27 protein-coding genes and 2 pseudogenes are annotated in these 24,651 nt (G+C 72.9%); 15 read left to right on the top strand and 14 right to left on the bottom strand.

The genetic code is table 11. The annotated features are described in order from the left end of the window. Positions 1–30: 30 nt before the first annotated feature. Positions 31–297, bottom strand: a complete 267-nt coding sequence (locus ACFMQL_RS35785) for an alpha/beta hydrolase domain-containing protein (protein ID WP_364050467.1) — start codon at positions 295–297, stop codon at positions 31–33. A 22-nt stretch (positions 298–319) separates the two neighbouring features. On the opposite strand from ACFMQL_RS35785, the gene ACFMQL_RS35780 reads away from it, so the two are divergent. Then, the gene (locus ACFMQL_RS35780) at positions 320–787 is read left to right on the top strand and encodes a ClpX C4-type zinc finger protein (protein WP_378789220.1); all 468 of its coding nucleotides are present in this window, start codon (positions 320–322) and stop codon (positions 785–787) included. Then, entirely contained in the window at positions 784–1,584 is an 801-nt protein-coding gene (locus tag ACFMQL_RS35775; protein ID WP_378789219.1) for an MBL fold metallo-hydrolase, read from the top strand. The genes ACFMQL_RS35780 and ACFMQL_RS35775 overlap by 4 nt, the downstream gene beginning before the upstream one ends. Before the next feature lie 104 nt (positions 1,585–1,688). Here ACFMQL_RS35775 and ACFMQL_RS35770 read toward each other — a convergent pair whose 3' ends face one another. Continuing rightward, a complete protein-coding gene (locus tag ACFMQL_RS35770; RefSeq protein ID WP_378789217.1) occupies positions 1,689–2,219 on the bottom strand; it encodes a YbhB/YbcL family Raf kinase inhibitor-like protein in 531 nt (176 codons plus the stop codon). A gap of 34 nt (positions 2,220–2,253) precedes the next feature. Here ACFMQL_RS35770 and ACFMQL_RS35765 point away from each other — a divergent pair, with 34 nt between their 5' ends. Next, entirely contained in the window at positions 2,254–3,174 is a 921-nt protein-coding gene (locus ACFMQL_RS35765; RefSeq protein WP_378789215.1) for an AraC family transcriptional regulator, read from the top strand. Positions 3,175–3,229: 55 nt separating this feature from the next. On the opposite strand, the gene ACFMQL_RS35760 is transcribed toward ACFMQL_RS35765, so the two are convergent. Next, on the bottom strand, positions 3,230–4,018 hold the full coding sequence (locus ACFMQL_RS35760) for an oxidoreductase (protein ID WP_378789213.1): 789 nt from the start codon (positions 4,016–4,018) through the stop codon (positions 3,230–3,232). A 108-nt stretch (positions 4,019–4,126) separates the two neighbouring features. Between ACFMQL_RS35760 and ACFMQL_RS35755 the strand changes: the two genes are divergently transcribed. Next, on the top strand, positions 4,127–4,717 hold the full coding sequence (locus ACFMQL_RS35755) for a TetR/AcrR family transcriptional regulator (RefSeq protein ID WP_378789212.1): 591 nt from the start codon (positions 4,127–4,129) through the stop codon (positions 4,715–4,717). A 21-nt stretch (positions 4,718–4,738) separates the two neighbouring features. Here the strand turns inward: ACFMQL_RS35755 and ACFMQL_RS35750 are convergent, their stop codons facing one another. From ACFMQL_RS35750 to ACFMQL_RS35735, 4 genes are all read right to left on the bottom strand, one after another. Further along, a complete protein-coding gene (locus ACFMQL_RS35750) occupies positions 4,739–5,776 on the bottom strand; it encodes a hypothetical protein (RefSeq protein WP_378789210.1) in 1,038 nt (345 codons plus the stop codon). A gap of 45 nt (positions 5,777–5,821) precedes the next feature. Continuing rightward, on the bottom strand, positions 5,822–6,415 hold the full coding sequence (locus ACFMQL_RS35745; RefSeq protein ID WP_364057361.1) for a response regulator transcription factor: 594 nt from the start codon (positions 6,413–6,415) through the stop codon (positions 5,822–5,824). Between the two features lie 20 nt (positions 6,416–6,435). Continuing rightward, positions 6,436–7,713 (bottom strand): sensor histidine kinase, encoded by a 1,278-nt coding sequence (locus ACFMQL_RS35740; RefSeq protein WP_378789208.1) that lies wholly within the window; start codon positions 7,711–7,713, stop codon positions 6,436–6,438. Between the two features lie 140 nt (positions 7,714–7,853). Beyond that, on the bottom strand, positions 7,854–8,720 hold the full coding sequence (locus ACFMQL_RS35735) for an alpha/beta hydrolase (protein ID WP_364050494.1): 867 nt from the start codon (positions 8,718–8,720) through the stop codon (positions 7,854–7,856). A gap of 120 nt (positions 8,721–8,840) precedes the next feature. Between ACFMQL_RS35735 and ACFMQL_RS35730 the strand changes: the two genes are divergently transcribed. Both ACFMQL_RS35730 and ACFMQL_RS35725 read left to right on the top strand, forming a co-directional pair. Then, complete coding sequence (locus ACFMQL_RS35730) at positions 8,841–9,773, top strand: squalene cyclase (protein ID WP_364050497.1); 933 nt, start codon at positions 8,841–8,843, stop codon at positions 9,771–9,773. Positions 9,774–9,872: 99 nt separating this feature from the next. Further along, positions 9,873–11,102 (top strand): phosphatidylserine/phosphatidylglycerophosphate/cardiolipin synthase family protein, encoded by a 1,230-nt coding sequence (locus ACFMQL_RS35725; protein ID WP_378789206.1) that lies wholly within the window; start codon positions 9,873–9,875, stop codon positions 11,100–11,102. A 21-nt stretch (positions 11,103–11,123) separates the two neighbouring features. On the opposite strand, the gene ACFMQL_RS35720 is transcribed toward ACFMQL_RS35725, so the two are convergent. Beyond that, a complete protein-coding gene (locus tag ACFMQL_RS35720) occupies positions 11,124–11,366 on the bottom strand; it encodes a hypothetical protein (RefSeq protein ID WP_378789204.1) in 243 nt (80 codons plus the stop codon). 13 nt (positions 11,367–11,379) lie between these two features. Further along, positions 11,380–11,661 (bottom strand): annotated as a pseudogene (locus ACFMQL_RS35715) (dihydrodipicolinate synthase family protein); the annotation flags it as partial. A 111-nt stretch (positions 11,662–11,772) separates the two neighbouring features. Between ACFMQL_RS35715 and ACFMQL_RS35710 the strand changes: the two are divergent. Further along, a complete protein-coding gene (locus tag ACFMQL_RS35710; protein ID WP_378789202.1) occupies positions 11,773–12,060 on the top strand; it encodes a serine hydrolase in 288 nt (95 codons plus the stop codon). Continuing rightward, positions 12,057–12,572: an XdhC family protein gene (locus ACFMQL_RS35705; protein WP_364050509.1), complete on the top strand. Its 516-nt coding sequence runs from the start codon at positions 12,057–12,059 to the stop codon at positions 12,570–12,572. The genes ACFMQL_RS35710 and ACFMQL_RS35705 overlap by 4 nt, the downstream gene beginning before the upstream one ends. Positions 12,573–12,607: 35 nt before the next feature. Here ACFMQL_RS35705 and ACFMQL_RS35700 read toward each other — a convergent pair whose 3' ends face one another. After that, positions 12,608–13,381 (bottom strand): SigB/SigF/SigG family RNA polymerase sigma factor, encoded by a 774-nt coding sequence (locus ACFMQL_RS35700; protein ID WP_378789200.1) that lies wholly within the window; start codon positions 13,379–13,381, stop codon positions 12,608–12,610. Between the two features lie 1,162 nt (positions 13,382–14,543). On the opposite strand from ACFMQL_RS35700, the gene ACFMQL_RS35695 reads away from it, so the two are divergent. From ACFMQL_RS35695 to ACFMQL_RS35675, 5 genes are all read left to right on the top strand, one after another. Then, complete coding sequence (locus ACFMQL_RS35695) at positions 14,544–16,121, top strand: ATP-binding protein (protein WP_364050515.1); 1,578 nt, start codon at positions 14,544–14,546, stop codon at positions 16,119–16,121. Between the two features lie 79 nt (positions 16,122–16,200). Beyond that, positions 16,201–16,647, top strand: a complete 447-nt coding sequence (locus ACFMQL_RS35690) for a roadblock/LC7 domain-containing protein (protein ID WP_364050518.1) — start codon at positions 16,201–16,203, stop codon at positions 16,645–16,647. 161 nt (positions 16,648–16,808) lie between these two features. Continuing rightward, the gene (locus ACFMQL_RS35685; protein WP_378790248.1) at positions 16,809–17,114 is read left to right on the top strand and encodes a DUF742 domain-containing protein; all 306 of its coding nucleotides are present in this window, start codon (positions 16,809–16,811) and stop codon (positions 17,112–17,114) included. Next, positions 17,095–17,703, top strand: coding sequence for an ATP/GTP-binding protein (locus tag ACFMQL_RS35680; RefSeq protein WP_378789198.1), 609 nt, complete (start codon positions 17,095–17,097; stop codon positions 17,701–17,703). The genes ACFMQL_RS35685 and ACFMQL_RS35680 overlap by 20 nt, the downstream gene beginning before the upstream one ends. Then, on the top strand, positions 17,700–19,094 hold the full coding sequence (locus ACFMQL_RS35675; RefSeq protein ID WP_378789196.1) for a cytochrome P450: 1,395 nt from the start codon (positions 17,700–17,702) through the stop codon (positions 19,092–19,094). The genes ACFMQL_RS35680 and ACFMQL_RS35675 overlap by 4 nt, the downstream gene beginning before the upstream one ends. Here the strand turns inward: ACFMQL_RS35675 and ACFMQL_RS35670 are convergent. From ACFMQL_RS35670 to ACFMQL_RS35660, 3 genes and pseudogenes are all read right to left on the bottom strand, one after another. Beyond that, positions 19,078–20,295: a cytochrome P450 gene (locus ACFMQL_RS35670; protein WP_364050524.1), complete on the bottom strand. Its 1,218-nt coding sequence runs from the start codon at positions 20,293–20,295 to the stop codon at positions 19,078–19,080. The two genes, ACFMQL_RS35675 and ACFMQL_RS35670, sit on opposite strands and share 17 nt — an antisense overlap. A gap of 96 nt (positions 20,296–20,391) precedes the next feature. Further along, entirely contained in the window at positions 20,392–22,644 is a 2,253-nt protein-coding gene (locus ACFMQL_RS35665) for an ATP-binding protein (protein ID WP_378789195.1), read from the bottom strand. Positions 22,645–22,709: 65 nt separating this feature from the next. Next, positions 22,710–22,889: pseudogene (locus tag ACFMQL_RS35660) on the bottom strand (helix-turn-helix domain-containing protein); the annotation flags it as partial. Positions 22,890–23,043: 154 nt separating this feature from the next. Here ACFMQL_RS35660 and ACFMQL_RS35655 point away from each other — a divergent pair. Both ACFMQL_RS35655 and ACFMQL_RS35650 read left to right on the top strand, forming a co-directional pair. Continuing rightward, entirely contained in the window at positions 23,044–23,499 is a 456-nt protein-coding gene (locus ACFMQL_RS35655) for a carboxymuconolactone decarboxylase family protein (RefSeq protein ID WP_364050530.1), read from the top strand. Between the two features lie 65 nt (positions 23,500–23,564). Beyond that, positions 23,565–24,011, top strand: coding sequence for an iron chaperone (locus tag ACFMQL_RS35650; RefSeq protein WP_378789193.1), 447 nt, complete (start codon positions 23,565–23,567; stop codon positions 24,009–24,011). 58 nt (positions 24,012–24,069) lie between these two features. Here ACFMQL_RS35650 and ACFMQL_RS35645 read toward each other — a convergent pair whose 3' ends face one another. Further along, positions 24,070–24,615 (bottom strand): helix-turn-helix domain-containing protein, encoded by a 546-nt coding sequence (locus tag ACFMQL_RS35645; RefSeq protein WP_364050536.1) that lies wholly within the window; start codon positions 24,613–24,615, stop codon positions 24,070–24,072. Positions 24,616–24,651: the final 36 nt, after the last annotated feature.

The following is a 24,651-nucleotide window of genomic DNA, read 5'->3' as shown; positions in this document are numbered from 1 at the left end:
GATTAACGAGGAAGTTCACGCAGGCCGCGATCACGCGCGGCCGGCGGCCTCGCCGAACGGCGGTGGCGTGCCGTCGCGCACCCAGCGGGCGAGGTGGCGGACGGCGGCGACCTCCCACACGCGCAGCGCGGGCCCGTCGGGCCGCCGGGCCGACAGGTAGTCGAGGGTGACGACGTCGGTCTCGGTGAGCAGCGCCGGCACCGGCACCCGCAGGTCGTCCCGGAACGGCACCGGCGTCGGGTCGAGCGCCGGCGGATCGGGCAGGACGAGCCGCGCGGCGGCCCCTATGGGCGACAAGTGGGCATGGGATGATCGGCGCGTGACGCGCAGCAGACGTACCCGCCCCGCCGGCCCGGCCGATGGCATGCCGACGCGGTGCTCGTTCTGCGGCGAGCCGTACGCCGAGGCCGTCCGCGTGGTCGCGGGTCCCGGCGTCTACATCTGCGACGTCTGCGTGGACCTGGCCGCCCAGATCATCGCCTCGTCCCCGCCCGGCTCCGGCGACGCGCCCCGGCCGGTGCACCGGGGTCCCGACCCGCGTACCGACGCGTACCTGGCGGGCATGTCCGACGACGACATGCCCGCGGTGCTGCCCCGTCAGGCACTCACCGTGGAGCAGGCCGAGCGCGATCTGCGCGCCTGTGCGGCTGCTGCGCGAGCGCGGGGTGACGTGGGCCAGGATCGGGACGGCGCTCGGCGTGTCACGGCAGGCCGCGTGGGACCGGTTCGCGGCCGACGCCGGCGCGTCCGCCGAGGACCGCACCGGCTGATCCAGTACGGAGGATGACGATGACCACTTCGGCGCAGATCGGCGTGCACGCGCTCGGCGGACCCACCGCGATCCTGGAGGTGGGCGGGTTGCGGCTGCTCACCGACCCCACGTTCGACCCGCCCGGCTCGTACGAGGTCGCGCCCGGCCGCGTCCTGACCAAGACCGCGCCGACGGCGCTGACCCCCGGCGAGGTCGGCCCGATCGACGCCGTGCTGCTCTCCCACGACCAGCACAAGGACAACCTGGACGATGGCGGGCGCGAGTACCTGAAGCGCGTGCCGATCGTGCTCACCACGGCGAGCGCGGCCGACCGCCTGGGCGGCGCGACCCGAGCCGTGCCCGTGTGGGAGCACGTCGACCTGTCCCGCCGCGGCGGAGGCTCGCTGCGGGTCACCCGGGTGCCCGCCCTGCACGGACCCGAGGGCAGTGAGCCCGTCGTGGGGGAGGTCGCCGGGTTCGTCCTGTCGGGCGAGGGGCTGCCGACCGTGTACGTCAGCGGCGACAACGCCTCGCTCGGCCACGTCACGGAGATCGCCGGACGGTTCCCGGTGGACGTGGCCGTGCTGTTCGCCGGAGCGGCCAGGACCGCCCTTCTGGACGGCGCGAACCTGACGCTGACCAGCGCCCAGGCCGCCGAGGCCGCCCGCATCCTGGACGCCCCGCACGTGGTGCCGCTGCACTTCGAGGGCTGGGGCCACTTCTCGGAGGGCGCCGGCACCCTTGAGGACGCCTTCGCCGCGGCGGGCCTGGCCGACCGGCTCACCCTGCTGCGGGCCGGCATGAGCACCACGCTCACAGTGACGTTGCGCTGACGCCTCCCCGGCCCGTCGCGCTGACCTCTCCTGCGAGCGCGGCGAGCCCGGCAGGGCGGCCGGGAAGGCCGGATCGCGGAGGGGCCGGTTCCGGATGACGGGGGTCAGGCCGCCGGGGTCTCGGCGGTGGCGACGAGCGTGGCGCGGGCGAGGGTGTGGCCGGCCATGGTGAAGCCGAGGTAGGCCGGGGTCGCGTCCGCGGGCACGCCGATGTCCTCGACGTCGAGGGCGTGCACGGTGAAGAAGCAGCGGTGCTCGCCGTGCCCGGTGGGCGGCGCGGCGCCGATGCAGCGGGCCATGCGAGCGTCGTTGGGCAGCTGCAGGGCCCCGGCGGGCAGGCCGGAGCCGGTGTCGTCGCCCGCACCCTCCGGCCGTGCCCGACACCGGGGCGGCCAGATGGCGGCAGATCGCCGAGGCCAGGGCACTGACCGACCAGTTGGACCGGCTCTGGACGGCCGGCGAGCTGGCCCGCCGCTGGTCCGGCGCCGTCGCCCCCGGCCGGGACGCCGTCGCCGAGCACCGCCGCTGGAGGAGGCGGCCCTGGCCCGCGACCCGATCGGGCCGCCGCACTGCTGCGCGAGCACGTGCTGCGCACCGTCGAGACGCTGACCGGCGCGTCCCGTACTCCTGCTCATTGACAGGCGATGATTTCTGCTCGAGAGTACGTCCATGCGCGGTGACCAGCTCTCGGAGGTGTTCGACCTCGTCGAGGTGCAGGGGCAGATGTCGGGGGCGTTCGAGGTGCGGGGCCGCTGGCGCTCGCGGCACGCCATCGACCACCCGCTGAAGCTCATCGCCATGATCCAGGGCCACGGGCGGCTGCTCACCGACGGCCTCGACGCGCCGGTCGAGCTGGGCCCCGGCGACGTCGCCATCCTCAACGACCGGTCCTGGCTGGACGTCCAGGGCGGCAGCGGCGACGGGCCGGTGACCGAATTCGTCCCCGGGCCGGGCTTCAACATCTACGGCGAAGGCGGCGGCCCCGCCGGGTTCGTCGTCGGCGGGTACGTCGATCTCAACCACGTCGGCAGGACGCTGCTGGGCCAGGCGCTGCCGCCGGTGGGCCACGTGCGCGCCGCCGACACCGCCGCCGCCGGCCTGCACCGCAACCTGCACGCCCTGGCCGAGGAGGCGCGGGCGAACCGGATCGGGGCGGCGTTCGCGATCCGCCAGTACGCCCAGCTCCTGGTGCTGGAGCTGCTGCGCGCCTACATCGACCAGGCCGAGCTGCCCCCGGGCTGGCTGCGGGTGATGGCCGACGAGCGGCTGCGCCCAGCGCTCACCCTCATGCACGCCGAGCCCGGCCGCCCCTGGAGCCTGGAGGAGCTGGCCAGGGCCGCCGCGATGTCGCGCACCTCGTTCGCCGAACGCTTCAGGACGATGGCCGGTGTGCCGCCGCTGACGTACCTCAACCGGTGGCGGATGCTGCTGGCGCAGCGAGCCCTGCGCGACGGTGACGTCCGCGTCGGGTCGCTGGCCGCCCGGCTGGGCTACGGGTCGGAGAGCGCGTTCAGCACCGCGTTCAAACGCGAGGTGGGCATGTCGCCCCTGCGCTACCGATCCAGCGTCCGCCAGGCGGTCTCCGTCTGAGGCGGCAGGCCGGCGCCGGATCCGCCGCCCGTAGGGCGCCGGCCCGCCGCACGCCTCAGACCGTCTTCTTCGCGCCGCCGTCGATGACGTAGTCGGAGCCGGTCACGTTCACGGCGTACGGCGAGGCGAGCCACGCCACGAGCGCGGCCACCTCCTCCGGCTCGATCAACCTGCCCGTCGTCACGCCGGTCGCCGCCGGCAGACCGGCCAGGAACTGCTCGAGCTCCAGGCCGTGCACGCCGGCCAGCAGCTCGCCGTACCCGCCGGGCCCCTCCCACATGGCGGTACGCGCGCTGCCGGGGGAGATCGTGTTGACCCGCACGCCCTGCGGGCCCACCTCCTCCGACAGGGCCTTGCCGAACGCCGTGAGCGCCGCCTTGGCCGTCGAGTACGGCACCGGCCCCGCGTGCGGCATCCGCGCGGAGATCGAGGAGATGTTGACCACGCTGCCCTTGCGCCGCAGCAGGCTGGGCAGGGCGGCGCGGGTGGCGCGCACGGCGCTGAAGAGGTTCAGCTCGTAGGTGTGCTGCCAGATCTCGTCGGTCATGGCCGCGAACCCGCCGGCCAGTTCCGGCCGCGCGTCCCCGCCGCCGACGTTGTTGACCAGCAGGTCGATCTCGCCCAGCTCGCCGAGCGCGGCCTCGATCACCTCGCCGGGGCCCTGCGGCGTGGCCAGGTCCGCCGGCACGGCGAACGCGCCGGTCTCCTTCAGCTCCGGCGTGATCGTACGCGCGGCCGCGACGACCCGCATGCCCTCGGCCGTCAGCGTCCGCACGATCGCCAGGCCGAGGCCCTTGCTCGCGCCGGTGACGACGGCCGTCTTGCCGTTCAGTTGCAGATCCATAGCAACTCCCACTGTCAGTCGCATCACATGTGTTGCGAGAAACATAGAACTTGCACAGAATTGTTGCAAGTTCTGGGGTGAGAGGAGCCATGGCGTATCCTTCGGTGCGTGAGTGGGACGATCCGGCCGTTGCGGTCCGACGCCGAGCGCACGGTGCGGACGATCCTGGAGGCCGCCGAGCGGGTGTTCGGCTCGGACCCCGCGGCCAGCATGGAGCAGGTCGCCGAGGCCGCCGGGGTGGCGCGCACCACCGTGCACCGCCGCTTCGCCTCCCGCGACGCGCTGCTGGGGGCGCTGGGCGCCGTGGCGGCCCGCGAGTTCGCCGCGGCCGTCGAAGCCGCACGTCCCGAGACCACCCCGCCGCTGGTCGCGTTCTACCAGGTCACGGTCAACGTGCTGCGGGTCAAGCGGCAGTGGCCGTTCGCGCTCAACCTGTACGGGCCGGAGCACGAGGAGCCGGCCCGCGTGCACGCCGAGGTCGAAAAGCGCTGCGACGAGCTGTTCAAGAAGGCACAGGACTGCGGTGTGCTGCGCGCCGACGCCGACCTGATCTGGGCCAGGAAGAGCTACTACGCCCTGATCGGGGTGGCGGCTCGGATGCACGAGTACGACATCGACGAGGCCGCCTCCCGCGTGGTCGACACGCTGCTGGGCGGTGTCGGCACCGGCCAGGGCCTGGTCCGGCCGCAGCAAAGCTGAAGCCGGGCTGGCGCCGTCACCTCACTGCGGCCGGAGCGCCGCCTCCCGCGGGCGGGACGGGTCCGGCAGCCGTACGGCGGCGAACACCAGCAGGGCGACGGCGGCCAGCGCGAAGACGGCGTTGCCGATCAGGTCGGTCGCGGCGGGCACGGGCACGGCGGGCGGCTGCGGGAAGCCGTGCCAGGCGTAGGTGAGGACGTCGCCGGCCCCCAGCGCGTACGTCTGCCGCACACCCCAGCCCGGCCGCCGCGACCAGCGGGACACCAGCACGCAGACGGCGGCGTACAGCGCCAGGTCGACCGCCACCACCGGCCAGGCGCCGAGCGTCCCGGATGCCAGGTTGGCCAGCCAGAACACCGCCCCCGCCACCAGCGAGAACCCGAGCACCACCCACGGCCCGGGCGCCGAGCCCTGCCCCACCGTGCCGGACGTCGGCGCCGACTCTCCGACCCGCGCGTCCGTGCCGGGCTCCGCCGCTGCCGTACGGCGGCGCAGAGCCGTGACGGCCAGGACCGCCACGACCGCCGCCAGACCCGCGAGCTGCACAACCGACGGCAATGCCGCCTCCCCGGCGTACGCGGCGGCCGCCGCCGCGCCCAGCACGAACAGCACCCCGGCCACCACCAGCCCGGGAACGCGCAGCCACGGCTCGGACGCCCGGGCGGGCACCAGCGCCTCCATGACCGCGATGGGAGCGCAGATGCTGCCCGCGACGTGCACGCCGCCGAGCACGAAGCTCGCCCACCAGGCGCTCACGCCCACCCCGGGCAGCCACGCCTGCGCCGCCAGGTCCATCCCGGCGAAGTTCGAGGCGAACAGGGATCGGGTGACCAGGCCCTCCTCGACCAGCGCGTACGCCAGCGCGAGCAGGACGATGCCGGGCCAGCCCGCGCCCCGCCGCCTGGCCAGCTCGCGGACGAGGAGCGCGCCGCCGCCGTACAGCGGGGCCAGCGTGATCAGCGCCGGCAGCATGGTGATGGGCAGGTTGCCCAGCAGGAACTCGCCGGCCAGCGGCGACAGGAAGAAGAGCCCGATCGCGGGCGCCACGCGTTTCAGCATGTCTCCAGCCTTCCGAGCGCCGGTCGGGGCCGGTAGTGACGTTCGTCAGAGCCAGCCTCTGGCCTCCGCGGCCCGCGCCGCCTCGGCCCGGTTGCGGGCGCCCAGCTTGCCGATCGCCGACGACAGGTAGTTGCGCACGGTGCCGTCCGACAGGAAGAGGCGGCGGGCGATGTCGGCGATGGTTCCGCCTTCGGCGGCGGCGCGCAGAACGTCGCGCTCGCGGCTTGTGAGCGGGTTCGCGCCGATGGACAGGCTGGCGGCCGAGAGCCCGCGGTCGAACACCTGGCCGCCCGCGTGCACCCGCCGTACGGCATCGGCCAGCTCGCCCGCCCTGGCGTCCTTGAGCACGTAACCGGCGACGCCCGCGTCCTTGGCGCGCCGCAGGTACCCCGGGCGGCCGAACGTGGTCAGGATGATCACCTTGACGCCGGTCAGCCCGGCCGCCGCCGTCAGCCCGTCCAGTCCCGGCATCTCGATGTCGAGCAGGACCACGTCGGGACGGCACCGCTCCACCGCCTCCGCCACCTCGTCGCCCCGGCTCACCTGGCCGACGACCTCGATCCCAGGCTCCAGCCCCAGCAACGCCGCCAGCGCCTCCCTGACGAGATGCTGGTCATCGGCCAGCAGCACGCGGATCACATCGGTCGGCGGGACATCGCTCACGACGGCTTCCCGGGGACGGCGGGCGGAACGTGAATGAGCTCCGAGCGCGGATCACGATGGTCGCTGGAGCGGACGTCGGCGGGTGGTGCGGTGTCGTCTCCGGACGGAGCCCCTGCGGGCGGTGCGTCGCCGGGCACGGGGATCTGCGCCTTGAGCAGGAAGCCGCCACCCTCGGCCGGACCGGTGGCGAGCGTGCCGCCGGCGACCTCGACACGCTCGGCCAGCCCGCGCAGGCCGTTGCCACGGCCGCCTGCCAGGCCATCGAGATCACCGACATCGCCCGGCGCGGGCTCACGGCCGGCCAAGCCGCGGTGGTCGCCTGCACGTGCGTGCGCGGGGCCGCGCCCGTCGTCGCGCACCTCCGCGTAAGCCTGCCCGTTCGCCGTACCGAGGCGGATCCGGCACGTGCGGGCGCCGCTGTGCCGGACGACGTTCGTCGTGCCCTCCCTGACCACCCAGGCCAGCACCGGCTCGACGGTCGGCGGCAGCGGCCCGGCAGAAACCGTCAGCCGCACGCCGGCGGTGGCGAGCGCGCGGCGCGCGCCGTCCAGCTCGTCGGCCAGCGACAGCTCCCGGTAGCCGGCGATCGCCTGCCGCACCTCGGCGAGCGCCTGCCGGGACAGCTCCTCGACCTGCTCCATCTCGGCTCTGGCCCGTTCGGGATCGGCGTCGACCAGCCGGGCGGCGAGCTGGCTCTTCACCGTCATCACCGCCAGGCTGTGGCCGAGCAGGTCGTGCATGTCGCGGGCGAAGCGCAGCCGCTCGTTGTCCACGGCCAGCCGCTCCACCTTCACGTTCGCCTCGCTCAACGCCCGGTTGGCGGCGTTGAGCCGGAGGAACGCCCGGATGGCCGCGGTGAACACGACCGACTGGACCGGAATCCACCACATCTCCGCCAGGGACTGGCCGAGCAGGACGAGGGCCAGCGTGCCCGCCACGATCGTCGCCCCCGCCGCCACGGGCAGCGCCCGCTCGGGCAGCGCCGTGGCGACGGCCGTGATGAGGAAGTACGAGGCGGCGAACACCCACAGCTCGCCCAGCACCGGCACCAGCGCCGCCGCGACCCCGTACAGCAGGGCGAGGGCGTACGGGGTGGCGTTGCGGTGCGGAAGCTCCAGAGCGGTCCACGCGACCCGCAGGTAGAGCCCGGCGAACCCGGCCACGCCCGCCACCACCGCCGCGACCACGACGGCCGAAGGGCCCGAGGCGAGGAAACCGGGGATGGGCCACACCAGGACGACGAGGTAAACGGAGGTCCACAGCCGGGCCTTCATGCCTGCAACCCTAACCAGCGCCCCCGCCCGTACGTACCTGACGAATGTCACTGACCCGGCAGGACGGTCACAGCCCACGAGCCCGTGCACCGAGCCGCGACCGGACGTGGACCACGTGCCGCCACCGTCGGACGGCCGGCCTAGGCGCCGTCGAGGACCTCGCGCAGCCGGCGCGCGAACGCGTCCGGCTGCCCCGCGTACCCGAACTCGCCGTCCGTGAACCCTCCGTGATGGCTGGGGAAAACGGTCGCCTTCTGGCCGAGGAGTTCGGCGGCGGCCTCGGCGGTGCGGGCGGTGACGATCCCCGCCGACTCCTCGCCCACCGCGATGAGGACGCGGGTGGGCGCGGCGGAGAGCGCGGCGAAGTCCGGCCGGTAGCCGCTGACCGCCCACGACCGGTCGGACAGCAGCGGGTCGTCGCGGGAGCCGTCGTCCTCCGTCGGCAGGCCGAACGCGGCGGGGTCGGGGGCGGGCTGGGCGAAGTAGTCGTCGGTGTACTCGCCCTGCCACGAGGTCATCGCGATGAAGGCCGCCATCCCGGCGCCCCAGCCCTTGCTCTCGTACGCCTCCCGGACCTCGGCGCTGGCGCGCAGGGCGGCCTCGGCGTCGGGCAGCAGCGGCAGGAGCGGCGGCTCGTGCGCGACCAGGGTGCGCACGTCATTCGGGTACGCGGTCACCAGGGCGAGCGAGGTCACCGCGCCGCCGCTGCTGGCGAACATGTCGACCGGGCCACCGACCGCCTCGATGATCGCGTGTACGTCACCGGCCTGGGTCTGCGGGTTGTGGTCGTCACGGCCGTCCTTGCGGACGCTGCGCCCGAGCCCGCGCGGGTCGTACGTGATCACGGTACGGTCGCCGAAGCGCTCGGCCAGCGCCCTGAACCCGCTGGCGTCCATCGGCTGGCCGATCATGAACAGCGGCGGGTGGGCGCTCTCGCCCGGCAGCGGGCCGTGGATGTCGTAGGCGAGGTCGGCTTCAGCCGTCTTGAGGATGTGGGTTGTCGTCATGCCCATGGAGACTCCGGCCGCCGGGAAAACTCATCGGTGCCAGTCAATCCGATCCGACGAGAAGCCCCTGCTTCGGGATGGGTGTTGATTGTGCGGCCGGGCATGGCCTACGGTGCGGCGATGGACGTCATCGGCTGGCTGCTCGACTCCGACCCCGCGATCCGCTGGCAGGTGCTGCACGACCTCACCGGCGCCCCACCGGAAGAGGTCGCCGCCGAGCGCGAACGCGTGGCACGGGAGGGCTGGGGCGCCCGGCTGCTGGCGTTGCGGGGCGACGACGGCCTGTGGGCCGGCGGGGCCTGCTTCCCCCAGGGGTACCGCGGCGACGAGCCGGGCCAGCCGTGGACGGCGACCATGCACACCCTGCAGTCCCTGCAGATTCTCGGCCTCGACCCGAAGTCGGACCTGGCACAGCAGGTGATCGCCCGGGTGGCCGGGAACGGCAGGTGGGAGCACGCCGGCCAGCGGTACTTCGACGGCGAGGTCGAGCCGTGCATCAACGGCAGGACGGTCGAGACCGGCGCCTACTTCGGCGTGGACGTCTCCGGCATCGTGGCGCGCCTGCTGGACGAGCGGCTGGCCGACGGCGGCTGGAACTGCGAGGCCGAGAACGGCTCCGTGCGCTCGTCGTTCCACACCACGATCAACGTGCTGGAGGGGCTGCTGGAGTACGAGCGCGCCACCGGCGGATCCGACGCCGTGCGGGAGGCGCGCCGCGCGGGGGAGGAGTTCCTGCTGGAACGCGGCCTGTTCCGGCGCAAGAGCACCGGCGAGGTGGCCGACCCGGCGTTCCTGGAGTTCGCCTTCCCCTACTACTGGCGGCACGACGTGCTCCGCGCGCTCGACTACTTCCGCAGGTCGGCAGCCGCTCCGGATCCCCGCATGGCGGAGGCGGCGGAGATCGTCGAGGCCAAGCGGCAGCCCGACGGCCGCTGGCGGCTCGACCGGGTCCATCCGGGACGCGTCCACTTCGCGTTCGAGGACGGCGTGGGCCGGCCGAGCCGCTGGAACACCCTGCGTGCGCTCCGAGTCCTGGCCTGGTGGCGATCCTGAGACCCCAGATCGGCGGTGAACCCTGAAACGGGTGCCCGGCGCGGCCCGCGCTGCTAGCGTCTGGAGGTGATCTTGTATCCTGCCGGGGAAAGGACAGCCGTGTATCGCCGTCTCCTCGTCCTGATCGCCACCGCCGCCGCCCTCTTATCGGGCATGACCGCGCCCGCGCACGCCGCGGTCGCCACGGAAGCCGTCTTCAACGACCCCGTCAACGACCCGGCCGCCATCCAGAACCGGGTCGTGCAGCTCATCCAGGGCGCCGACCCCGGCTCCACGATCCGGGTGTCGATGTACTACGCCACCGACCCGACGATCCCCGACGCGCTGATCGCCGCCAAGAACGCCGGCCGCGACGTCCAGGTCATCTTCGACAAGAAGATGAAGGGGACGGCCATCCTGGCGTCGCTGGCCGCCGCGCTCGGCACCGACACCGGGCAGAGCTCGTGGGTGCTGGTGTGCCCGGACGGGCGCGGCTGCATCGGCGACCGCCCGCTGTACGGGTCGGTGTCGCTGAACCACAACAAGTTCTTCCTGTTCTCCCGCACCGGCGGCACCGACAACGTCGTCGTGCAGTCGTCGGCCAACCTGCACACCGGCCGTGACGGGCTCAAGGGCTGGAACTCGGCCCTGGTGCTGGCGGGCGACGCCGGGATCTACAACGCGTACACCGGCTACTTCAACGACCTGAAGGCCCAGCGGGTGAACAACAACTACTACGACACCCGCACACCGGTGACCTCGGGCGCCGCCAAGGTGCACTTCTACCCGCGCCAGGAGAGCAACGGCAGCCCCACCGACCCGGCCGAGGACACCATCACCACGGTGCTCGACCACGTCGAGTGCCACGGCAACAGCGAGGTCGGCACGGTGGACGGCACCCACCGGACGATCGTGCGGGTCGCGATGGGCATCTTCAGCCGCACCCACCTGGCGCGCAAGCTGCTCGCCCTGGACAAGGCGGGCTGCTACGTCGAGGTCGCGCTCAACTACAACAAGGACAGCGACTCCGAGGTGTCCTCGATGAACGAGCTGGTCAAGACGACCGGCGCGTACAACGGGATCAACGTCCGCTACTACTGCACCGCCGACCCGATCTGGATCCACTCCAAGTACCTGATCATCGAGGGCAAGTACTACGGCGTGCCCGACCGGAAGATCGTCTGGACCGGCAGCCACAACTGGAGCTGGAACTCCCTGCGCCAGGCCGACGAGGCGCTGCTGCAGCTCGAGGACGACACGATCTTCGACAGGTTCCGCTCCAACTACTACGCGGTACGCGTGGGCAGCGGCATCCGCTCGGCCGGCAACGGCACCCCGGCCCGCTGCTGAAGCCGAGCGAGCGCGGCGGGATCACGGCAGCTTGGCGCGCGGGTCGCGGCGGGCGAGCCGGCGCAGCAGGTCGGGGAAGCAGTAGCCGGTCATCGCGCCGTCCGCGCCGCGCTCCATCTCCAGGTCGAGGAACAGGCCGCCGTTGCCGCACAGGATCGACAGGCGCGGCATCTCGCCCGCCGCCTCGGCCGCGCGCAGCGCGCTGATCTTCCCCAGGCCCGGCCAGTCCTCGTGCTTGAGCATCACCACCGACGGCACCTCCACCGCCCCGCGCCATCGCCTCGCAGGCCAGTTCCCGCATCGCCGCGAAGCCCGGCGCGGACACCCCGACGACCACCGGCAGCGCGGTGCGGTCCAGCACCGTCGCCACCACCTGCACCGCCTCGGCCGGCGTCAGCTTGGGCGCCTCGCCGAGCTGCCCGAGCAGCGTCAGCCCGTCCACGCCCGCCTCCTCGTAGAAGTCGGTCAGGCGGCGCAGGCTGTCCAGGTCGAGCGAGCCGTCCGGGTGGAACGGGGTGGGCGCGATCGCGTACACGCCACGGGTGGTCCTGCTGCTCATGGGCGTCGTCCTGCCTTCCGGCCCGGGGGAGGTCACCCCGATCACATACCCGGACCGGCGCCCCGACCCGATGACCGAATCCGGCCGTCCATTACCCCGGCCGGGCTGCCCGTGCGCCTGCTGATCGGCATCCTCCTGCACCGCGACCCGGGCGACCCGCAGCTCGCCGACGCCGGGCTGCTGGAGGTCGGCACCCGGGTGGCGGACGTGCTGCCCGGCTTCGCCGTCGCCGACCCGCAGGTGACGCGCGGCGTGACGATCGGGCAGCTGCTCACCCACACCAGCGGCATCGCCGGCGACTTCACGCTCGACACCGGCCGCGGCGACGACTGCCTGGCCCGCTACGCGGCCGCCTGCGCCGAGGGGGGCGGGGCGGCCCGTGTCAGACTGCCGGTATGACGCACAACCACGTTGAGGATCCGGCCTGCGAGGTCGCTCACGGCGCGAGCCCCGCCGAGGACGACGGGCGGACGCTGGTCGCCGTCTTCGTCTCCCCGGTGGCCGAGCACCTGCTGCGCTTCGGCGACGAGCTGGGCTTCCGTACGGTGCTCTTCGACCCCGACCCGGCCCGGCACACCGGCGGACGGCCCGCGGTCACCCGGCTGGACGACGTCATCGACGGCACCTGCGACGTCGTGCTCACCGACCACCACCGCGAGGAGATCGGGCCGGTGCTGCGCGACCTGCTCAAGTCCCCCGCGCGCTGGATCGGCATCATGGGCAGCCCGCGCCACGAGGGCCCGCACGTACGCGCGCTGACCGAGCTGGGAGTCGCGCCGGAGGAGATCGCCCGGGTGCACCGGCCGATCGGGCTCAACATCGGCTCGCGCACCCCCGCCGAGATCGCCCTGGCGACCGTCGCCGGGCTGATCGCCGACCGCAACGGCCGCCCGGGCGGCTTCGCGTTCTAGACATTCCCGGTACGGGGCCTCCGCCCGGGCGCGTCTCACTCCGACAGGGCCGTGCGCAGCTTGGTCAGCGCGGCCCGCAGGATGCGGGAGACGTGCATCTGCGAGATGCCGAACTCCTTGGCGATCTCCGACTGCGTCATGTTGCCGTAGAAGCGCATGAGCAGGATGTTCTTCTCGCGCGCCGGCAGGGCGTCGATGAGCGGCTTGACCGAGTGCCGGTCGAGCAGGGTGTTGAGCGACTCGTCCTGCGCGGGCAGGAAGTCGCTCAGCTCGGCCGCGTCGTCGTCGCCGTTGTTGACCGGGGCGTCCAGCGACAGCGTGCTGTAGGCGGTGGACGCCTCCAGCGCGAGCAGCACCTCCTCCTCCGAGATGCCCATCTTCGCGGCCAGGTCCGCCACGGTCGGCGAGTGGCCGAGGGACTGGGTCAGCTCGGCGGTGGCCTTGTTCATCTCGATCCGCCGTTCCTGGTAGACCCGCGGCACCCGGATCGCCCACGTACGGTCCCGGAAGTGGCGCTTCACCTCGCCCATCATGGTGATCATGGCGTAGCCCCTGAACTCGTGGCCGAGCTCGGGGTCGTAACCGTTGACGGCCTTCATCAGGCCCACGTACGCGGCCTGGCGCAGGTCCTCCATCGGCTCACCGCGGTAGCGGTAGCGGCGGGTGACCTCGCCGACCAGTCCCTCGTGCATCTCCACCAGGCGCTCGCGGATGCGGACGGCGTGCAGTTCGGAGATCTGGGGGTCGGCCAGCTCGGAGAGAAGCTCTTCGGCGGTGAACTGCTCAAGTGCGGGGGTCAGGACGGGCATCTGCTGCTCCAGAAGGTGCTGCGGCCCCGCCTGAAACACAAAAAGCCCAGGCAGAGGCACGCTTGATTCGCGTGGGACGAAGCCCTCTGCTGGACTTCGAGATCAACCATGCCCGCTAAACGCACTTAAACACTGAAATAAGGTAACGAAAAGGTCACGGCTGGAGATTCCCCGGTCAGAACCCGCTCGCGGGCACCGGACGGCCTCGAGGGGCGGTGAGGGCGCCTGCGAGATGGCCTGGAGGCGGGTGGGGCCGGTCGCGAGGTGGCCCGGAGACGGGTGAGGTCAGCGCGAGGTGGCCCGGAGGCGCGGGTGAGGCCGGCCGCGAGGTAACCCGTTGGCCGGTGAGGCCGGTCGCGAGGTGGCCCGGAGGCGCGGGTGAGGTCAGTGCGAGGGCGACGGGGGACGCCACACGGCTGCCGGCGGCGGGGCGCGAGGCGCCGACGCGGTAGGCGCTGGCGTTGGAGCGCGTCGGCGCTGCCGGTGATCGTGGGGGTGTCCGCACCGGGCTTCGCGGCGAAGAAGCGCTGTGGCGGACGGCCGCGAGGGCGGTGGGAGGGCGCGGCACAGCGGCCGGCGGCGGGGCGCGGGAGGCGGTGGGGCACCGGAGTGGGTGGAGGCGATGCCGGAGGGTGCGAGCGATGCCGGAGGGCGCGGGGCGGAGCCGGAGGTGTGAGCGGGAGGCTGCGGGCGGGGCCGGAGGGAGGTTGTTGGCGCCGTCCCCTTCCCGTGCGTGAGCGCGGGGACGGCGCCGCCCAGTGACGTTCCCTGAAGTACCAAGGCTCACACCAGCCACGCCTCTGTATTGACAAGATTTTCTCCAAGAGGTGAAGGATCGTGGTGAAAAATGCCGTAATATCCGAAATTGCCCACCCTCCAGCGCCTCCCCTGCGGAATGCGAGAAACATTCACTAGGGCCTGCCGTGATCGCCCGGAATAGCGGAAAACGTGAATGATATTCGTCGATAGCGCATTCTCTGGGATTGGCGATGAAGAAATGCCGTTAAGGGGTCCAAGGCATTTGCAGGGATGCTACGGTTTGTACCTGATCCCGTGCGGACAGTACCGCACGGGACACCACGAAACTGCTTGCCGTCTCCCGCATCGGCAGGTTGATGCGCCTGCGGTGCCTGGCCGTCATCACCCCACGAGGACCTGATCGATGTCAGTACACGCCTCCAAACGCCCGCGGTTCCAGACCTCGCCCATGGGGCGCGCCCTGCTGTTCTTTCTGGGTGCCGCGCTCATTTCCAGCGCCGCCTGCGGATGGCTCATCACCCGGATCCCCGCGGAAGGAAAGACGCTGGTCGGGGTGGGCAGCGGCGGCGCGGTCGCGCTGTTCTCGATCGCCGTGGCCGTCGCCGCCTATTGCTCGACGAACGCCCGGGAGGTGCGCGAGCGGCTGCGCCGTACCGACGCCTCCACAAGCTTGCTGCAGGAAGAGCTGAAGCGCCTGACGCACGAGATCCTGCCCGCGCTCGGCCACCGCATCAGGAACGGCGCCACCGTCCCCGGCGTGCTCGCCGAGCTGGGCCAGCCGTCGCACCCGGCCACGCAGGCGCTGGTGCAGTCGCTGGCGCAGACCGTGGAGGGCGAGCGGCAGCGGCGGGCCGCCGCCGTGGCCGCCTGCACCGCCATGGAGACCGAGCTGGGCAGGCTGGCCGACGAGCAGCTGCCCGCCCTGCTCGCCCGGCTCCACGCGGGCAAGGGCGTGGGCGAGCCCACGCTGCCCGACGAGCTGCAGCCCAGCCAGAAGGCCGTGCAACGGCTATGGGAGGAGATCGCCCGCGAGCTGGAGGAGGGCAACCGCCAGGGCGCCGCCGCGATGGCCTCCTGCGCCGAGGCCGCCGCCCGCATCCAGGCGCAGGTGACGAGCCTGCTCGGCAGGCTGCGCGAGCTGGAGGACGAGTACGGCGACAACGAGGCCGTCTTCGCCCACCTGCTGGAGATGGACCACCGCATCTCCCAGATGGGCCGCCTGGCCGACAACATCGCGCTGCTGAGCGGCGGGCGTTCGGGACGCCGCTGGACGAAGCCCATCCCCATGGAGAGCGTGCTGCGCGGCGCGGCCGGTCGCATCGGCGCCTTCCGCCGCGTCCAGCTCCACTCCACCGGCACCGCCGCCGTCGTCGGCTACGCCGCGGAAGGCGTCATCCACGCGCTCGCCGAGCTGATCGACAACGCCGCCAAGTTCTCGCCGCCCGGCACCGCCGTGCACGTTTACGTCGAGGAAGAGGACGCGGGCGTGGTGGTCACCATCGAGGACAGCGGCCTCGGCATGCGCACCCGCGAGCGCCGCCTGGCCGAAAGCCTGATCAGCCGCCCGCTCGACCTGACCACGCTGTCGGGCACCCGGCTCGGCCTGGCCGTGGTGGGCCGCCTGGCCGGCAAGTACGGCCTCACGGTCAGCTTCCGGCCGTCCGCCAGGGGCGGCATCGGCGTGGTCGTCCTGATCCCCCGCCAGCTCGTCGTCTACCCGCCGGTCGAGGACGAGCAGGCGGCACGCCCAGCCGAGCGCGCCGAGGACCCGGCGCCGGTCGCCCGCCACGCGGCCCCGCCGCCCTCCACCGACGGGCCGGACGCATACCTGCCGAAACGGCCGCGCGGAGGCACGCTCGCCGCCGCGCAGCCGCTGCCCGCCCAGCCGCCGGCGCGGGTCCGCGACCCGCAGGCCGCCGCGAACCGGCTGGCCGCCTTCCGCAGGCAGCGCACCTCGACGGCGGACGACGACCTTACGTGACGCGATGACCGACACCTCTTTCCGCAGCCGCGATCACCGATGGGAGGCAAGGGGCACGCCCGCGAGCCCCGTCGCACCTATGAGCTCGAGCAATTCCTTGAGTGCCGCCGAGCGCGACCTCGGCTGGTTCCTCGGCGACCTGCGTGACAACACCCCGGGGATCAGGCACGTGCTGGTGCTGTCGCGCGACGGGCTGGCCATGTCCGGCGCGCCCGGCCTCCACCCCGACCAGGCCGACCAGCTCGCCGCCATCGCCGCCGGCATCCAGAGCCTCGGCCTCGCCGCCTCGGGCGAGTTCGGCGACCGCAGCGGGTTCGGGCAGGCGCTGCTGGAGTTCGGCGGCGGCATGCTGGTCGTGGTGCCGGCCGGTGAGGGCGCGCACCTCGCGGTGGTGGCGAGCGAGGACGCCGACGTCGGCGTCGTCGCGCACAACATGAACGAGGTGGTGGAACAGATCGGGCGGCTGCTCACCGCCCCGCCGCGCGAGCCCGTGCACGAGCCCGTGCATAGGGGCGGGCACCCATGACCGAGCGCCGCGCGCCCGAGCCCGGCGGCCCCGGCCCGTACCAGCGCCGGGGCTCCGAGCACGAGGGTGCGGTGCCCTACCAGCGCCGCCCCCCGGGCCCCGCCGGACGCGCCGAGCGCGGGCGTGCGCTCGACAGGGAGAACCCCGACCGGCTCTACACCATCACCGGCGGCCGCGCGCACGCCGGCTCCGCCGCGTTCGACACGGTCACCCTCATCGTCGCCGAGGCCGACCCCCGGCCGGGGATGCAGTCGGAGCACGTGAAGATCCTGCGCATGGCCCGGCGCCCGGTGGCCGTGGTGGAGATCTCCGCCCGGCTCGGCCTGCCGGTCAGCGTGGTGAAGATCCTGCTGTGCGACCTGCTGGACAGCGGCCGCATCACCGCCCGCCACCCGGTCGCCACGCGGACCCAAGTCCCCGACATCGCAACCCTGGAGCAGGTGCTCATTGGACTCCGCAACCTTTGACGAGGCCGGCACGTCGCTGCCGGCCACCGCCACCGACGCGTTCAAGATCGTGATCGTCGGCGGGTTCGGCGTGGGCAAGACCACCATGGTCGGCGCCGTCAGCGAGATCAGGCCGCTGAGCACCGAGGAGATCATGACGCAGGCCGCGGCCGGCATCGACGACATCAGCCGGGTGGCCGGCAAGCGCTCCACCACCGTGGCCTTCGACTTCGGCCGCATCACGCTGGACGCCCACCGGGTGCTCTACCTGTTCGGCGCGCCCGGCCAGCAGCGCTTCTGGTTCCTGTGGGACCAGCTGTTCAGCGGCAGCCTCGGCGCGGTCGTGCTGGCCGACACCCGCCGCCTGGAGGACTCCTGGTACTCCATCGATCGTCTGGAGGCCCACCGCGCGCCGTTCGTGGTGGCCGTCAACCGGTTCGGGCCTGGCCCCGGGCTCGACCGCATCCGCGACGCGCTGACGCTGCCCGCCGAGGTGCCGCTGCTCGACTGCGACGCCCGCGACCGGGAATCCTGCAAGAACGTCCTGATCACCCTCGTCCGGCACCTGTTGTGCCTGCATAGCCCATCGTCGAGAAAGAGCACGCCGTGACCGACCTTTCCTCCGCTTCCGAGCGTCACCCGTCCAGCGGACACGGAGCCGACCCCGTGCTCGCCGCCGGCTACCCCGAGCACGCCGACGCCGTGCGGCTGTACGGGCCGGCCATCGCCGAGGACCCCGGCACGCTCTACCAGCAGCTACGCCAGCGGGGCAGCGTCGTGCCCGTGCTGCTCGACGGCGACATGCCCGCCTGGTTCGTGCTGGGCTACCGGGAGGTGCACCACATCACGGCCAACCCGCAGTGGTTCGGCCGCGACTGCCGCCGCTGGAACATCTACGACCGGCTGCCGGCCGACTGGCCGCTCATGCCGTACGTCGGCTGGACCCCCTCGGTCATGTACGCCGAGGGCGGCGAGCACCAGCGCCGGGCCGGCGCCATCGGCGACGCGCTCGACGCCGTCAACCGCATCGACCTGATCGCCACCTGCGAGCAGGTCGCCGACCGGCTCATCGACGCCTTCGCCGGCGACGGCCGCGCCGACCTGATCACCCAGTACGCCTACCAGATCCCCGCCCGCATCGTGGCCCGTCTGTACGGCCTGCCGGAAGGCGACATCCCCGCCCTCGTGCAGGACGTGTTCGACTCGCTCGACGTCGGCGACAACGCCGTCTCCGCGCACCAGCGGCTGCACGCCAGGATGGCGCAGCTCGTCGCCGACAAGCACGCCCGCCCCGGCAACGACGTGCCGTCGGCGCTGCTCGCCCACCCGGCCAGGCTGACCGACGACGAGATCATCATCGACCTGCTGGTGGTGATGGCCGCCGCTCAGGCGCCCACCAGCAACTGGATCGGCAACACCCTGCGCCTGATGCTGGTCGACGACGGCTTCTCGGTCACGCTGCAGGGCGGCCGCAGCAGCGCCGCGCAGGCGCTCAACGAGGTGCTGTGGAAGGACACCCCCACACAGAACTTCATCGGCCGCTGGGCCGTGCAGGACTGCCACCTCGGCGGGCGCCGCATCCGCAAGGGCGACCTGCTGGTGCTGGGCTTCTCCGCGGCCAACAACGACCCGAACGTCCAGCCGGGCACCCACAGCGACTCCAGCACCAACCGGGCGCACATGTCGTTCGGGCACGGCGAGCACGGCTGCCCGTTCCCCGCGCCCGAGCTGGCCGAGATCATCGCGCGGACGGCCGTGGAGGTGCTGCTCGACCGGCTGCCCGACGTGACGCTCGCGGTCGCGCCGAAGGACCTGCGGTGGCGGCCGTCGGTGTGGATGCGCGGCCTGTACGGGCTGCCGGTGGTGTTCACGCCCACCCTGCCGCTCATGCCCGCGGCGGCCGGGCGGGCGCGGCGCATAGAACCGCAGAGAACGCCGGCCGGGCGGCGTGGTGCATCGAAGTCGCCGCCCGGCGGGGAAGCGGTCAGGCCACCGGGGTGAAGCGCACCGGCAGCGAGGCCGGTCCCCGGGTGAAGACGCCCTGTTCGACCACCTCGGCCCCGTCGGCGAGCCGCAGGTCCGGCATGGCGTCGAGGAGCTGGTTGGTCGCCACCTCGACCTCGGTCTTGGCCAGCAGCGCGCCCACGCAGAAGTGCCGGCCCAGCGCGAACGCCAGGTGCGTGGCCGCCGCCGAGAACGCGGTCGACTCCTCCAGCTCCGAGCGGAAGATGTCGAACGTGTCGGGGTCGGCGTAGCGCTCCTCGTCGCGGTTGGCCGCGCCGATCAGGCACGTGACCGTGCTGCCCGCGGGCACCACGCCACCGCTCAGCTTCACGTCCTGGGCCGGCTGCCGCATGATCATGTGCACCGGCGGGGTGTAGCGCAGGGTCTCGGCGAACGCGCGCGCGATCAGGCCGCGGTCGCGGCGTACGGCGTCGAGCTGGTCGGGGTGGCGCAGCAGGTTCGTGAACAGGCTGGCGATCCCCTTGTCGGTGGTCTCCCCGCCGGCGGTCAGCAGCAGGCTGCAGAACGCCTTGATGTCCTCATCGCTCATCCGGGTGCCGTCGATCTCCGCCCGGCACAGCGTGGACAGCAGGTCGTCGCCTAACTCGGCGCGCCGCCGCCGCACAATGGGGATCATGTACGCGGCGAACTCCTCGCGCGTGCGCAGCCCCCGCTCGGTGACCTCGGGGTCCTGGCTGAGGTTGCCGAGGAAGGCGATGATCGAGGTGTACCAGGCGTGGAAGCGGTCGTGGTCGGCCTTGTCGAGGCCGAGCATGTCGACGATGACGTTGATGGGGAAGCGGGTGGCGAACTGCGCCACCAGGTCGGCTTCGCCGTCGTGCCGGAAGCCGTCGATGAGCTCGCGGCTGTTGCGCTCGATGACCGGCATGAAGGTGCGCCGCAGCTCCGCGCCGCGGAACGCGGGCACCACCAGCGCCCGGCGCACGGCGTGCTCGCGCCCGCTCATCTGCAGGAACGTGCGCCCGTGCACGGGCTCCAGCTGCCAGTCGTAGTTGGCGGTGGTGAACACCTCGTCCTTGAAGGCACGCTCGACGTCCTCGTACCGCGAGATGATGTAGCTCTGAGTGCCCTCGTGCCACAGCAGTGGCGCCTCGTTCCGCAGGACGCGGTAGGCGGAGTACGGATCGGCCATGAACTCCGGGGAGAGGATGTCGGGCGTGTTGCCAGGCGCGGTCATGACGCTCCCTCGCTACGCGGTCGTTTTACCGGAAGGCCCGACTTCACCCTAAGTCGCCACATCCGTACGATCCATAGTCCCTGAGCTGGGCGGGAGTCAGGCGCCCAGCTCGAGGTCCTGCCGGATCGCCTGCCCGGCGGCGCGATGCTCGGCCGCGGCGGCCGGGTCGGTGGCCTCAAGCACGGCCGCGATGCCCTCGTGGGCCAGCGCCTCCTTGTGCCGGTGTCCCATCCTGGTGGCCAGGTCGAGCGCCTGGCGGTGCAGCCGCAGCGCCTCGCCGGTCAGCCCGGCCTGGCGGCAGGTCTCGCCGTACGCGTCGAGGAAGTGCACCTTCCACTGCTCCTCGAACAGCTCGTCCAGCAGCGTGAACGCCTGCCGGTGACTGGCCAGCGCCTCCTCGTGGCGGCCCATCCTGCGCAGCGCCACGCCCAGGCAGTTGAGGCACCACGCCTCGTTGTGCCGGTGCCCGTCGCCGCGCGCCAGGTCGAGCGCGCGGCGCAGGTGCGCGGCGGCCTCGTCCGGCTGCTCGTCGGCCAGCGCCATACCGAGCGTGATGAGCGCGGTGAGCCCGGCCGGCCAGGCGGGGTCGTCGTAGTCGATCGCCAGCACCTCGCGGGCCAGCTCGGCGGCCTCCTCCCGCCGGTCGAGCTGGAGCATCGCCCACGCCTCGTACGCGGTGGCGTGGGCGGCGCCCTCCCGGCAGCCGGCCCGCTCGTACAGCTCGCGCGCCTGCCGGAACAGGTCGAGCGGCGCGTCGCCCCTGCCGTCCTCCCAGCTCAGGTAGCCGCGGCGCATCAGCAGGTCGGCCTGGGAGCGCAGGTCGCCGGTCTTCGCCACCAGGGGCGCGGCCGTCTCGTACGCGGCCGCCGCCTCCGCCATCCGGCCCGCGTTGTAGCGGGCGAAGCCCAGGTCGCTGTGCGCCTCGGCGAGCCGCCACGGATCGCCGAGCCGTTCGGCCGCCTCGACCGCCCGCTCGAACAGCGCGTTGAGGTGCGTGGTGCCGCAGCGGCGGGCGAAGTACGTCCGCATGAAACGCGGCAGCTCGCAGGCGTGGACGTCGGCCCCGAGCGCGATCGCCAGCTCGAACGCCCCCATGAGGTTGGCGTACTCGGCGGTGAACCAGGCCAGGGCGGCGTGCTTGCCGGCGAAGCGGGGCAGCGCGGACGGGGCCGGGCCCGCGGTGGGCGGGCGGCTGCCCGACGGGTGCGGCATGGCCGCGTCGGCGGCGGCCGCGGCGTGCACGTAGTAGCCGAGCAGCCGGCGCAGCGCCTGGTCCCGCTCGGCGGGGGAGTCCTGCTCCTCGCAGGCCCGGCGCGCGTGCTGGTGCACCAGGTCGTGCAGCGTGTAGCGGCCGGCGGCGGGCTGCTGGACGAGATGGGCGTCCAGCAGGTCCTCCAGCATCGCCCGCGCGTCGCGCAGCGGCAGGCCGGCCAGGGCGGCGGCCACGTACTCGTCGAAGGACGACCCGGACAGCAGGCCGAGCAGCCGGAACAGGCGGCGCTGGGCCCGGTCGAGCTGGCGTACGGACATCGCGAGCGCGGTGTCGAACTCGCTGCCGCCCTCCGCCAGGCGCTCGGCGAGCACGCCCACGGTCCAGCCCGGCCGGTGCCGCAGCCGGGCCCCGGCCAGCCGCAGCGCGAGCGGCAGGTGCCCGCACATCCGCAGCACCTCGGCCGCCGACTCCGGGTCCTGGGCGAGCCTGCCTTCCCGGCCGTCCGGTTCGCCGCTGGCGCGGGCCAGCAGCGCGGCGCTCTCCTCGGGGCTCAGCACGTCCAGCGAGACCGGTGGCACCTCCTCCAGGCCGATCAGGCGGTTGCGGCTGGTGATCAGCGCGACGGACGGGCCCGCGCCGGGCAGCAGCGGGCGTACCTGCTCGGCGTTCGCGGCGTTGTCGAGCACCACGACGGCCCGCCGCCCGGCCAGCTCGGCCCGCCAGCAGGCGGCCAGCGGCTCGATGCCGCCCTCCTGCGGGATCTTCTCCGACGGCGTGCCGAGCGCGGAGAGCAGCGTGCGCAGCGCGGGGTCGGGGCCGAGCGGCTCGCGGCCTTCGGTGAAGCCGTGCAGGTCGATGTAGAGCTGCGCGTCGGGGTAGTCGGCGGCGAGCCGGTGCGCGGCGTGCACCGCCAGACAGGTCTTGCCGACGCCCGCCATGCCGTCGATGGAGACCACCCGGCTGCTCGCCACGGCATCGAGCACGGCTTCGAGCTCGGCCTGCCGTCCGGTGAAGTCCGGTACGTCGCGCGGCAGGTCGTTGCGCGGCGGGTGGGGGCGCCGGCGGGCGGCGCGGGCGGCTGCACCTGGCGGGTGGCCTTCGGCGGTGCGGGCAGCGGGCTGTTGGCGCGTTCCCACAGCGGACGGAGCTGGCGCGGGTCGCGCTTGACCTGACGGCACAGCTCGACCACGGCCGGCCAGGGCGCCACCGACCGGCCGGTGAGATAGCGCGACAGCGACGAGGAGCTGAGCCCCGCGTCCCGGGCGAGCGCGCGCACGCTGCGCCCGGACAGCTCCTGGATCAGCCGGAGCCGGGTGGCCAGCTCGTCGCGAGGGTCCGCTGTAGTCCGCTGGTGCACCGTTTCTCCGCCTTTGTGTCCCATTGCGCGGCAAATCTATCGAACCGGATCTCCGCAGGCCAGCGGCGTCGCGGGTGTCCCACGGTGTCCCACGGGCATCGTGCCGGCGCGCCGGGACGGCTGTGATGGAGTCACGCCCGGCCGACGGGGCCGGCGGACACCTGGAGAGGAACCATCGATGCAGGCACGAATGAAGAACCCCGCCTTCGTCCTTCCCGGCGCGACGGACGGCATCCAGCAGCTGTTCAAGGCGGTGCACAGCGGCGGCGTTGACCAGAGCACGCTGGAGCTGGTGCACCTGCGGGCCAGCCAGATCAACGGCTGCAGCTCCTGTGTCGACGCCGGAGTGAAGAGCGCGCGTAAGGCCGGGGTGGACGAGGAGCGGCTGGCCACTGTCGCCGCCTGGCGGGAGGCGCCGTACTTCACCGACGAGGAGCGGGCGGCGCTGGCGCTCGCCGAGGCGGCCACCCGGCTCGCCGACCGTCCCGGCGCGGTGAGCGACGAGATCTGGGACCGCGCCGCCACCTACTTCGACGAGAAGCAGCTCGCCGCGATCATCCTCATGGTCGGCCTCACGAACCTGTTCAACCGCGTCAACGCCACCACTCGCCAGATCGCCGGCGCGTGGGGCTGAAACCCCATACTTTCCCCCACACCTATAGATACGCCGTAGATATGCCGCAGAAAGGACCACATCCCATGGCTGCCAAGAGCACCACGAGCTACGAGGGCTTCACCGAGGAAGAGCGTGCCGCGATGAAGGAGCACGCGCAGGAGCTGAAGAAGGCGGCGCGGCGCGGCGCGAAGAGCGAGGCCGACGGCGAGGCCGACGTGCTCGCCAAGATCGCCGAGTTCCCCGAGGGCGACCGGCGGCTCGCCGAGCGCGTCCACGCCATCGTCAAGGAGAACGCGCCGCACCTGACCCCCAAACTCTGGTACGGCCAGCCCGCCTACGCCAAGGACGGCAAGGTCGTCTGCTTCTTCCAGCCCTCGTCGAAGTTCAAGACCCGGTACTCGACGCTCGGCTTCAACGACGCGGCGAGCCTCGACGACGGCGTCATGTGGCCGACCGCGTACGCGCTGACCGAGCTGGACGCCGAGACCGAGAAGCGCATCGCCGAGATCGTCCGCCGCGCGGCGGGCTGAACGGCCGGTTCCGGAGCGGCGACGGCTCCCGGCACGCCGGGAGCCGCTCTCCGGGCGGTCACGCCCCCCGGCGGGCCGAGGCGCGCAGGCCGTCCAGCACGACCGTGGTGAGCGGGTCGTCGAAGCGGGCCGCGGGGCGGCGGATCACGGCGCTCACCACGTCCAGCACCTGCTCGGGAGAGAGGTCACGGCGCAGCGAGCCCTCCTGCTGCGCCCCCGCGACGATCTCCAGCATCAGCTCGCCGACCTCGTCCCTGAGCTTGACGCAGGCAGGGGGCGGCGGCGCCGGCCCGGCCAGCGAGGTGATCAGCGCCAGCGGCTGCCAGGCGCAGTAGCGCACGACGTCGAGCAGCACGTCCCAGTACGTCCCCCGCCGCTCGTCGAGCCGGGCCCGGATGCGGCCGCGCAGGCCCTCGAGCGTCACCTCCGCCAGCTCCTCCACCATGGCGCGGCGATCGGGGAAGTGGCGGTAGAGGGTGCCGACGCCCACACCGGCCCCTTGGGCGATCTCCTCCATCGAGACGCCGGGCCCGCGCTCGGTGAACAGCTCGAGCGCCGTCATCAGGATGCGCTCGCGGTTGCGCCGCGCATCGGCCCGCATCATGCCTTTCGCTCCTCAACCTGAATATCGCATTCCGGT

The organism is Nonomuraea fastidiosa (assembly GCF_042751225.1).
Classification (GTDB): Bacteria; Actinomycetota; Actinomycetes; order Streptosporangiales; family Streptosporangiaceae; genus Nonomuraea; species Nonomuraea fastidiosa.
The sequence above is the reverse complement of the archived record's forward strand: the minus strand, read 5'-3'. Positions and strand labels throughout refer to the sequence as shown.

What these genes read in the sequence shown, in the direction of transcription:
- ACFMQL_RS35775 (WP_378789219.1), top strand. Translation starts at nt 784, where the DNA reads ATGACGATGACCACTTCGGCGCAGATCGGCGTGCACGCGCTCGGCGGA.
- ACFMQL_RS35770 (WP_378789217.1), bottom strand. Translation starts at nt 2,219, where the DNA reads ATGAGCAGGAGTACGGGACGCGCCGGTCAGCGTCTCGACGGTGCGCAG.
- ACFMQL_RS35765 (WP_378789215.1), top strand. Translation starts at nt 2,254, where the DNA reads ATGCGCGGTGACCAGCTCTCGGAGGTGTTCGACCTCGTCGAGGTGCAG.
- ACFMQL_RS35760 (WP_378789213.1), bottom strand. Translation starts at nt 4,018, where the DNA reads ATGGATCTGCAACTGAACGGCAAGACGGCCGTCGTCACCGGCGCGAGC.
- ACFMQL_RS35750 (WP_378789210.1), bottom strand. Translation starts at nt 5,776, where the DNA reads ATGCTGAAACGCGTGGCGCCCGCGATCGGGCTCTTCTTCCTGTCGCCG.
- ACFMQL_RS35740 (WP_378789208.1), bottom strand. Translation starts at nt 7,713, where the DNA reads ATGAAGGCCCGGCTGTGGACCTCCGTTTACCTCGTCGTCCTGGTGTGG.
- ACFMQL_RS35735 (WP_364050494.1), bottom strand. Translation starts at nt 8,720, where the DNA reads ATGACGACAACCCACATCCTCAAGACGGCTGAAGCCGACCTCGCCTAC.
- ACFMQL_RS35730 (WP_364050497.1), top strand. Translation starts at nt 8,841, where the DNA reads ATGGACGTCATCGGCTGGCTGCTCGACTCCGACCCCGCGATCCGCTGG.
- ACFMQL_RS35705 (WP_364050509.1), top strand. Translation starts at nt 12,057, where the DNA reads ATGACGCACAACCACGTTGAGGATCCGGCCTGCGAGGTCGCTCACGGC.
- ACFMQL_RS35700 (WP_378789200.1), bottom strand. Translation starts at nt 13,381, where the DNA reads ATGCCCGTCCTGACCCCCGCACTTGAGCAGTTCACCGCCGAAGAGCTT.
- ACFMQL_RS35695 (WP_364050515.1), top strand. Translation starts at nt 14,544, where the DNA reads ATGTCAGTACACGCCTCCAAACGCCCGCGGTTCCAGACCTCGCCCATG.
- ACFMQL_RS35690 (WP_364050518.1), top strand. Translation starts at nt 16,201, where the DNA reads ATGAGCTCGAGCAATTCCTTGAGTGCCGCCGAGCGCGACCTCGGCTGG.
- ACFMQL_RS35670 (WP_364050524.1), bottom strand. Translation starts at nt 20,295, where the DNA reads ATGACCGCGCCTGGCAACACGCCCGACATCCTCTCCCCGGAGTTCATG.
- ACFMQL_RS35655 (WP_364050530.1), top strand. Translation starts at nt 23,044, where the DNA reads ATGCAGGCACGAATGAAGAACCCCGCCTTCGTCCTTCCCGGCGCGACG.
- ACFMQL_RS35650 (WP_378789193.1), top strand. Translation starts at nt 23,565, where the DNA reads ATGGCTGCCAAGAGCACCACGAGCTACGAGGGCTTCACCGAGGAAGAG.
- ACFMQL_RS35645 (WP_364050536.1), bottom strand. Translation starts at nt 24,615, where the DNA reads ATGATGCGGGCCGATGCGCGGCGCAACCGCGAGCGCATCCTGATGACG.